This is a genomic window from Sanguibacter suarezii NBRC 16159 (assembly GCF_001552735.1).
Classification (GTDB): Bacteria; Actinomycetota; Actinomycetes; order Actinomycetales; family Cellulomonadaceae; genus Sanguibacter; species Sanguibacter suarezii.
The window spans coordinates 53,651-61,885 of the sequence record NZ_BCRT01000009.1 but is presented as its reverse complement, the minus strand read 5'-3'; the positions used below and the strand labels follow the sequence as shown (position 1 = coordinate 61,885).

The window sequence follows — 8,235 nt, the reverse complement described above, 5'->3', positions numbered from 1 at the left end:
GATCGCCGTCTTGGCCAATCGGCCCCTCGTGACCCCGGTCACCGCAGGTCACCTAGCCGATTCAGGCCCTCGGGGCCGCCGTGCTCCCACGCACGACCAGCTCCGGCTCGAGCACCGCCGGCCCGGTCGACCGGCCCTCGAGCACCCCGAGGAGCGTCTCGATGATCCGGGTGCCGAGCGCGTCGAAGCCGGGACGGATGGTCGTCAGCGGCGGGATGAAGTTGTCCGCCCCCGTGATGTCGTCGAAGCCCACGACCGACACGTCCTGCGGCACGCGCAGACCCGACTCGTTGAAGGCGCGCAGCAGGCCGAGGGCAAGCTGGTCGTTCGCGGCGAAGATCGCCGTCGGCGGGCCGGACCGAGCAAGCTCGAGCCCCACCTCGTAGCCCCGGTTGCCCGACCAGTCCCCCTCGATGGGCTCGCTCACCGAGAAACCGAGCCGGGTGCACTCGTCCGCCCAGGCCGAGGCACGGGCGTCGGCGTCGAGCCAGTCGTGCGGGCCGGCGAGGTGCAGCACCTCCTGGTGACCGAGCTCGGCGAGGTGGCGCACGATGAGCCGGGCACCCAGCCCCTGGTCCACCGACACGGTCGTCACGGACTCCGGGGGGTCTGGGATCGCTGCGACCACGACCATCGGGAGGCGGTCGTGGAAGGCGCGCACCGCGTCGACGACGGCGGCGTGCGGGGCGATGACCACGATGCCCTCGACGGCCTGGTCCATGAGGTGCTCGAGGACGACGTTCATCGACGCGCTGTCCACCGTGCGCAGCGTCGCCACGGAGATGTAGTAGCCGGCTTCACGGGCCGCCTCCTCGATCGCCACGAGCGTGCGCGAGGGGCCGAACTGGAAGGAACCGGTGGTGACCACGCCGAGCGTGCCCGAGCGCCGCGTCACCAGCGCCCGCGCGGCGCTGTTGCGCCGGTACCCGAGCTGGGCGATCGCCTCGAGCACCCGCTCGCGCGTCTCGGGGCGCACGTTCGGGTGGTCGTTGAGCACCCGCGAGACCGTCTGGTGGGAGACCCCGGCCGCCTGGGCGACGTCGTTCATCCCGGGGGGACGCTTGCCTGCCGCCATCACAGGCCGAAGGCGAGATAGAAGTTGCGGATGTCCAGGGCGGGGCCGCTCGCCTGCAGGACGAGCGTGCTGTTGGTCCACACGGCCGTGCCGGTCTCCGTCGCCGCACCGTCCTCACCGAAGAGGGAGAAGGTGCCGGTCGCCGCGTCAGCGACGAGCACCTCGCCGGTGGACGACGCCGGAGCGAGCGGCGCGGCAGCCGCCTCGGCTGCCGCGGTCGCCAGCTCAGGGGTGGCCCACTGCTCGACGTGCACGGTGTAGGCAGCACCGGCACCGGCGAGGTCACCCTCGTAGGTGACGTCGTAGGTCTCGAGGGCTCCGCCCGGGACGGCCGGCCCCACGGGGGTGATGGAGGTGAGCACGTACTGGCGAACCTCCCCCGGGAGGGCGGTGAACAGCGCACTGCCCTCGCCACGCTCGATCGGAGCGGCGGCCGGGGTCGGTGCGGGCAGCGTGGTGGTCACGGTGGGCGCCTGGGCCGGCGCGGCCTGCGAGCCGTCGTCGCGCAGCAGCAGGTACGCGGTGACCGCGACGGCGATGAGGACCACAGCCCCGACGAGGGACCAGATGAGCACCGGCGTGCCGATGCGGCGGCCGTCGGCGGGCCGGGTCGCTCCCGTGCGGGCAGCAGACCGGGTCGACGCCGCGGGCGACTCGTCGTCAGCCGCCGGAGCGTCCTCACCCGATGGAGCGTCCTCAGCTGATGGAGCGTCCTCGGTCCGTTCAGGCTCCGGCGCCAGCTCCGCAGAGGCGGGAGCAGAGACGGAGGCGGGGGCGGAGACTGGGGCGGAGACGCCGTCGTCCGGGGTGACCGCGCCGGCGTCCGGACCGAGCGGTTGCTCCGGCTCTCCGGCAGCGCCGTGCGCCCGTCGTGGTCCGGGCCAGAGGTCCCCGTGCTCGCTCATGTCTCTCCCTCGTGCGTACGCGGGCTCGCACATCTGATCGGGCGAGCCTGCGCCAGCCTACGGCGCACAGCCCCGCGCGCCCGCGAGGCACGTCGGGAGGCAGGGGCATTCCTGCCCCTGCCTCCCGACGCCGCAGACCAGACCGGTGCTCAGCGCACCGGCACGTACTCCAGCCGGTCCAGATGAGCCGTCGTGGTGGTCGGCTGCCCGTTGCTCGTGCCGTACACCCCGATCCACAGCCCGAGGAAGCCGCCGGTGGCCATCGAGTCGAGGGTGCGGCCGTCAGCCACCGCCACGGTGACCGGCTCAGCCTGCGCGCCGCCGCCACTCGGGCCACCAGGGCTGAGGAGGAAGGCGTAGTCCTGCCCGCGAGCGCGCAGGCTCAACCGCACAGCCACCTCGTCCCCGACGGCGCCCGGCCCCCAGGCGAGTCCGTCCAGGTCCTTCTCCCCCAGCGTGGTCTCCACACCTGCCCTGCGGTGCACGACGACGACGCGCCGCCCCTGCCCCGCGCGGATCACGGACGCCCGGACGTGGTCGTCCTCGGACTGACGCACGACGAGCCCGGCGTCTTCTCCGTCTGCGAGCGCCACCCGCAGGTCCGCGTGCACGTCGACGTCCTGGTGCTGCTGGCGCAGCCCGAGGAAGGCCGGGGTGACGGCGTCGCACAGGGTGCTCGGGCGCAGGCTGAGGTCCCAGCCGTGACCGCGCGGGACGGCGAAGGCGGAGGCCGGGCCGCGCAGCGACGTCCAGCGCAGGTCACCGGGTGGGACCACACCGGACGCGGTGGCACGTCGGGGCTCCTGCGCGAAGGGCACCTCGACCTCGGTGGGCACCCGACCCACCCCGGGGGCGAAGACGGGCCAGCCGTCCTCCCACTCCACCGGGACGAGGAAGGTCTCACGGCCCAGGTTGTGGTGCAGGCCTCCGTAGGGGCGCATGCCCAGCACGGTGGCCCACCAGCTGCCGTCGACCGCCTGCACGAGGTCCCCGTGCCCGACGCCGACGACGTCGGTCCCGCTCCCCAGGTGCCGGTGGGTGAGCACCGGGTTCTTGCGGTTCCCCTCGTACGGCCCGGTGACCGCCTCGGACCGGGCGACGCAGACCGCGTGGTTCATCTCCGTGCCGCCCTCGGCGGCCAGCAGGTAGTAGGTGCCGTCGATCCGGTACAGGTGCGGACCCTCCGCCCAGACCGCGTCGCGCACGGCCCCGGTCCACACCACGTGCTCAGGGCCGACGAGCGCCATGGTCGCCGGGTCCAGCTCGCGGACCCACACCTCGGTCTGGTCGTGCCACTGCGGCTCGGCGGCCAGACGCGTGCCGTGCAGCCACACGCGGCCGTCGTCGTCGAAGAAGATCGAGGGGTCGATCCCACCCGCGTCCAGCCACACCGGGTCCGACCAGGGCCCGGCCGGGTCGGACGCCGTCATGAGGAAGTTCCCCCCGCGAGCGCCGTCCTGCTGGTCCACGAGCGTGCAGACGAGCCAGAAGGTCCCGTCGTGGTGGCGCAAGGTGGGCGCGTAGAGCCCGCCCGAGGACGCCACCCCCTGGTAGTCCAGCTGCTCGGCCCGCTCCACGACGTGACCGATCTGCTGCCAGCTGACCAGGTCACGGCTGTGGAAGACGGGCAGCCCGGGGAAGTACTCGAAGGTCGACGTCACGAGGTAGTAGTCGGCGCCGACCCGGCAGATCGTCGGGTCGGGGTAGCACCCCGGCAGCAGGGGGTTGGCGGCCAGGCTCACCCCGTCACGGCAGCCGCGGTCGCGCCGGCGGTGGTGGCCACGTCGACCGTGACCCACCGCGGGTCGGCGGTCGTGACCGGGTACACGTCTCCGGTGATCGTCAGCACGGCGCGGGGCGTCGCCGTCCCGGGGATCGTGCGGCGCGTCGTGGCCTTGTCGTTGGAGATCGCTCCGCCGGTCAGCTCCTCGGTGCTCGCACCGTTGCTCGAGGCCTCGGCGTGGGAACCGACCCACACCTCGACGTCGCCCGGTTCGACGATCTTGACCATCCGGCGGTCGGAGAAGGCGAAGCGCGTGGTGGGCACCGTGAAGGTGATCCGGCTGGACTCCCCCGGCTCCAGCTCGGTGCGTGCGAAGCCCACGAGCTGAGCGACCGGCCGGGCGATGGTGCCCAGCACGTCGTGGCCGTAGAGCTGGACGGTGTCCGTCCCGGCGACCGTGCCGGTGTTGGTCACCGTGACCGTCGCGGTGAAGGTCCCCCCGGCCTCGACGGTCTCGTCCACCTCGAGGTCGGAGTAGGCGAAGGTCGTGTAGGACAGCCCGAATCCGAAGGGCCGCGCTGGGGTCGAGTCGCTCGACGTCACGTCCGAGGGGCCGCCCAGGATGGGGTGCAGGTAGGTGTAGGGCTGCGCGCCGGTCGAGCGCGGTAGCGACACGGGCAGCCGGCCCGAGGGGTTGACGGTTCCGGTGAGCACGTCGGCCAGCGCGAGGCCGCCTCCCTCCCCGGGGAAGAAGGCCTGCACGACGGCGGCCGGCGTCGGGCCCTCGCCGTCCAGCGCCCAGCCGATGGCGTAGGGGCGTCCGGTGAGCAGCACCAGGACCACCGGGGTGCCCGTGGCGAGGAGCTCTTCGACGAGCTGACGCTGGACGCCGGGCAGCTCGAGCGACTCGGCGTCGTTGCCCTCTCCCACGGTCCCGCGCCCGAACAGGCCGGCCTGGTCGCCGACCACGACGATCGCGACGTCGGCGCCCTGGACGGCGGTGACCGCGTCGGCGAAGCCGGTGGTGTCCTCGCCCTCGGCGGTGCATCCCTCGGCGAAGACGAGCTCGGGACGGGGCATGCCTGCGGTCTCGAAGGCCGGGCCGAGCGCGTCGAGCACGGTCGGGATCTCGAAGCCGAAGGGGACACCGGGGTGGTGGGCGAGCACGTGGTTGGCGAAGGAGTAGCAACCCATGAGCGCCTCGGCGCGGTGGGCGTTGGGGCCCACGACCGCGACCCGCTGGGGAGCGGCCTCCCACCCGTTCAGGGGCAGGACGCCGTCGTTGGTCAGCAGCATCACCGACTCCTCGGCGAGGCGGCGGGCCAGCGCCTGGTGGCGCGGGGAGTCGAGCTGGATGTCGGTGGGCGGGTCGTCCTCGAAGGCGTCGTCGTCGAGCAGGCCGAGCTCTTCCTTCTGCTTGAGGGCCCGCAGGACGGCGCGGTCGACGTAGGCCTCGTCGAGCAGACCGGCACGCACCCGCTCGGCCAGCGGCGCCAGATAGGCGTCACCGGTGGGCAGCTCGACGTCGATCCCGGCGGTGAGTGCCAGCGCAGCGGCCTCCCCACGGTCCCCTGCGACCGCGTGCATGACCTCCAGGAAGGCGACCGCGAAGTAGTCGGCGACCACCACGCCGTCGAATCCCCACGTCTCGCGCAGGATAGTGGTCAGGTGCTCCACGCTCGAGGCCATCGGCACGCCGTCGACGTCGGCGTAGGAGTTCATGACCGAGCGCGCACCGGCGTCGAGGATGGCCATCTCGAAGGGCGGGAGGTAGATGTCGGCGAGCTCGCGCGGACCCATCCGGGCCGGGGCGTGGTTGCGTCCAGCGATGGAGCCGGAGTATCCGACGAAGTGCTTGAGCGTGGCGTGCACGCCGCCCTCCTGCAGACCGCGCACGTAACCGGCCCCGATCGTGCCCACGAGGTAGGGGTCCTCCGCGATGCACTCGTCGACGCGCCCCCAGCGCGGGTCGCGGACGACGTCGAGGACCGGTGCCAAGCCCTGGTGGATGCCGATCTCGCGCATGGAGTCCCCGATCGCCCGCGCGGCCTCGGCGACCAGCTCGGGGTCGAAGGACGCGCCCCAGGCCAGCGGCGTCGGATACGTGGCCGCCTTCCAGGCGGCCAGCCCGGTCAGGCACTCCTCGTGCACCAAGGCCGGGATCCCCAGGCGGGTCTGACGCTTGAGCCGGCGCTGCTCGGCCCACAACCAGGCGGCGCGCTCTGCCGGGTCGACCGGCCGGGTTCCGTACACCCGCGAGAAGTGACCGATCCCGTGCCGGGTGATGTCGCTCAGCTGGCTCGCGTCCTGCTGGCCGGCGGCCATCTCAGACTGCATCGGGGCGACGGTGCCGTTCTGGTCGAGCCAGTAGCCCACGATCTGGGCCAGCTTCTCTTCGAGGGTCATCTGCGCGTGGAGCGCGCGGACTCGCTCGCTCACCGCGGGCATGGCGGGGACGACGTGGGACACGGGGCACTCTCCTTGGGTCTGACGTGTGTGGTGCTGCAGCCGCGGCGGTCTGAGATGCATGCTCACCGTCGGTTGCCCGGCTCGCACCTCGATGTGCGCCCGGACTGCCCGACGGCGGCGCGCGGCCGCCGTCGGGGGGGGTGGGCGATCAGCCCTTGACTGCTCCGGTGAGCCCGCCGACGATCCGCCGCTCGAAGAGCGAGAAGAAGATCAGCGCCGGGATCATCGACAGCGACGTGAAGGCCAGGACCGACGCCGTGTCGACGGAGTACTGCGAGGCGAAGGACTGGACGCCGAGCGGCACGGTGTACATCTCCGCGTCGTTGAGGATGAACAGCGGGAGCATGTAGCTGTTCCAGCTCGCGACGAAGGCGAGGATGCCGACGGTGACGACTCCGGGCAGCGACAGCGGCACGACCATGCGGAAGAAGAACCCCAACCGGCTCGCGCCGTCGATCGACGCCGCTTCCTCGAGCTCCTGCGGGATGGCCCGCAGGAAGGGCACGAGGATGATGACCGTCGTCGGCAGCGCGAAGGCGATCTGGGGAAGGATGATCCCCCAGTGGGTGTTCATCAGGCCGAGCTCACGCACGAGGATGTACAGCGGGGTGATCGCCACGGTCATCGGGAACATGAGGCCGGCGGCGAAGAGGGAGTACATCGCTCCGCTCGCACTGAACTTGTACCGCGCGACGACGTAGCTCGCCATGACTCCCAGCACGACGACCCCGAGGGTCGTGAAGACCCCGACGAAGGCCGAGTTGCCCATCTGTCGCCAGAAGGTCGGGTTGGTCAGCACGTCCGCGTAGTTCGTCAGCTGCCAGGGGTTGGGCAGCCCCGAGGGGTCCACGGTGATCTGGGAGTTGGACCGGAAGCCGCCCAGGACGATGAACAGCACGGGCGCGATGCAGATGCCCACGAACATGTAGGCGACGAGGTAGGTGTACCACCGCGCGTTGCTCAGCCCGGAGTTCTTCTTCGTCTGCGGGAGGGGGGTCTTCGTGGGTGGCGCCGAGACCGCGATCGCTGCCATCACTTCTTCCTTTCGGTCAGTGCGCCGGCCAAGTCACGACGGAGGACGAAGCGCTGGTAGACGAGCGCGATGACGAGGGAGATGAGGAACAGCACGACTGCGACGGCGTTGCCGAAGCCGTAGTTCCCCGACATGCGGCCTTCGCTGACCATGTAGATCGCCATGGTCGACACGCCTGCGGTGCCCGAGACGTACTGGCCCCAGATGATGTAGACGAGGTCGAAGAGCTGGAGCGAGCCGATGATGGACAAGAAGGCCCAGATCCGGATCGTCGGGCCGAGCAGCGGGATGGTGATGCTCCGCTGCATCTCCCAGTAGGACGCGCCGTCGATGGCAGCTGCCTCGAACAGCTCCTCCGGGATGCTCTGCAGGCCGGCGAGGAAGAGGATCACGGCGAAGCCGATGTACTTCCACGAGATGATGACCATGAGGGACCAGAAGGCGATGTCCGGGTTGGACAGCCAGTCGATCGAGGTGTCGGACAGCCCGATCTTCTGGAGCAGGTCGTTGACGGCTCCGTTCGTCTGGAGCATGAGGCCCCAGCCGGTGCCGACGATGACCTCGGAGATCACGTACGGGACGAAGATGAGGACGCGGACGATCGAGCGCCCTCGCATCTTCTGGTTGATGAGCAGGGCCAGGGCGATGGCCACCGGTCCCTGGATGACCAGGGACGCGACGACGATGAGCCCGTTGTTGAGGACCGCGTCATGGAAGGCGGAGTCCTTGAAGATGATGAGGTAGTTGTCGAGCCCGACGAAGTCGGTGGGGGGCCCGAAGCCCTTCCACTTGTAGAAGCCGTAGTAGGCCGCCATCACCACGGGGAAGATGACGAACGCCAGGAAGATGATGATGGCAGGACCCGAGAGGAGTGCGATCTCGAAGTTCTTGCGCCAGTCCGTCCTCCTGCGGCGCCGCGGCGCGGTGGCGGGGGCGATGCGCACATCGTCCCCCACCACCGGACGACCCCCAGGCGGGATGGTCAGTGATGCTCGTGAGGTCTCGCCTGAGGAGTCGCTCATGGTTGTCG

6 protein-coding genes are annotated in these 8,235 nt (G+C 71.0%); all 6 read right to left on the bottom strand.

Annotated features, from left to right (window positions below; translation table 11 throughout):
* Positions 1-61: 61 nt before the first annotated feature.
* Complete coding sequence (locus SS2_RS04595; protein ID WP_083941765.1) at positions 62-1,075, bottom strand: LacI family DNA-binding transcriptional regulator; 1,014 nt, start codon at positions 1,073-1,075, stop codon at positions 62-64.
* Positions 1,075-1,980 carry a hypothetical protein gene (locus SS2_RS17330; RefSeq protein ID WP_066461527.1) on the bottom strand — a complete coding sequence of 302 codons (906 nt, stop codon included), beginning with the start codon at positions 1,978-1,980 and terminating at the stop codon, positions 1,075-1,077. The genes SS2_RS04595 and SS2_RS17330 overlap by 1 nt, the downstream gene beginning before the upstream one ends.
* Before the next feature lie 149 nt (positions 1,981-2,129).
* Positions 2,130-3,722, bottom strand: a complete 1,593-nt coding sequence (locus tag SS2_RS04585; RefSeq protein ID WP_066461553.1) for a glycoside hydrolase family 43 protein — start codon at positions 3,720-3,722, stop codon at positions 2,130-2,132.
* Positions 3,719-6,151, bottom strand: coding sequence for a beta-xylosidase/alpha-l-arabinosidase (locus SS2_RS04580; protein ID WP_066461552.1), 2,433 nt, complete (start codon positions 6,149-6,151; stop codon positions 3,719-3,721). Before SS2_RS04580 ends, SS2_RS04585 begins: the two co-directional genes overlap by 4 nt.
* Positions 6,152-6,320: 169 nt before the next feature.
* Positions 6,321-7,205, bottom strand: coding sequence for a carbohydrate ABC transporter permease (locus tag SS2_RS04575; RefSeq protein ID WP_066461525.1), 885 nt, complete (start codon positions 7,203-7,205; stop codon positions 6,321-6,323).
* A complete protein-coding gene (locus tag SS2_RS04570; protein WP_066461524.1) occupies positions 7,205-8,227 on the bottom strand; it encodes a carbohydrate ABC transporter permease in 1,023 nt (340 codons plus the stop codon). Before SS2_RS04570 ends, SS2_RS04575 begins: the two co-directional genes overlap by 1 nt.
* Between the last annotated feature and the right edge of the window lie 8 nt (positions 8,228-8,235).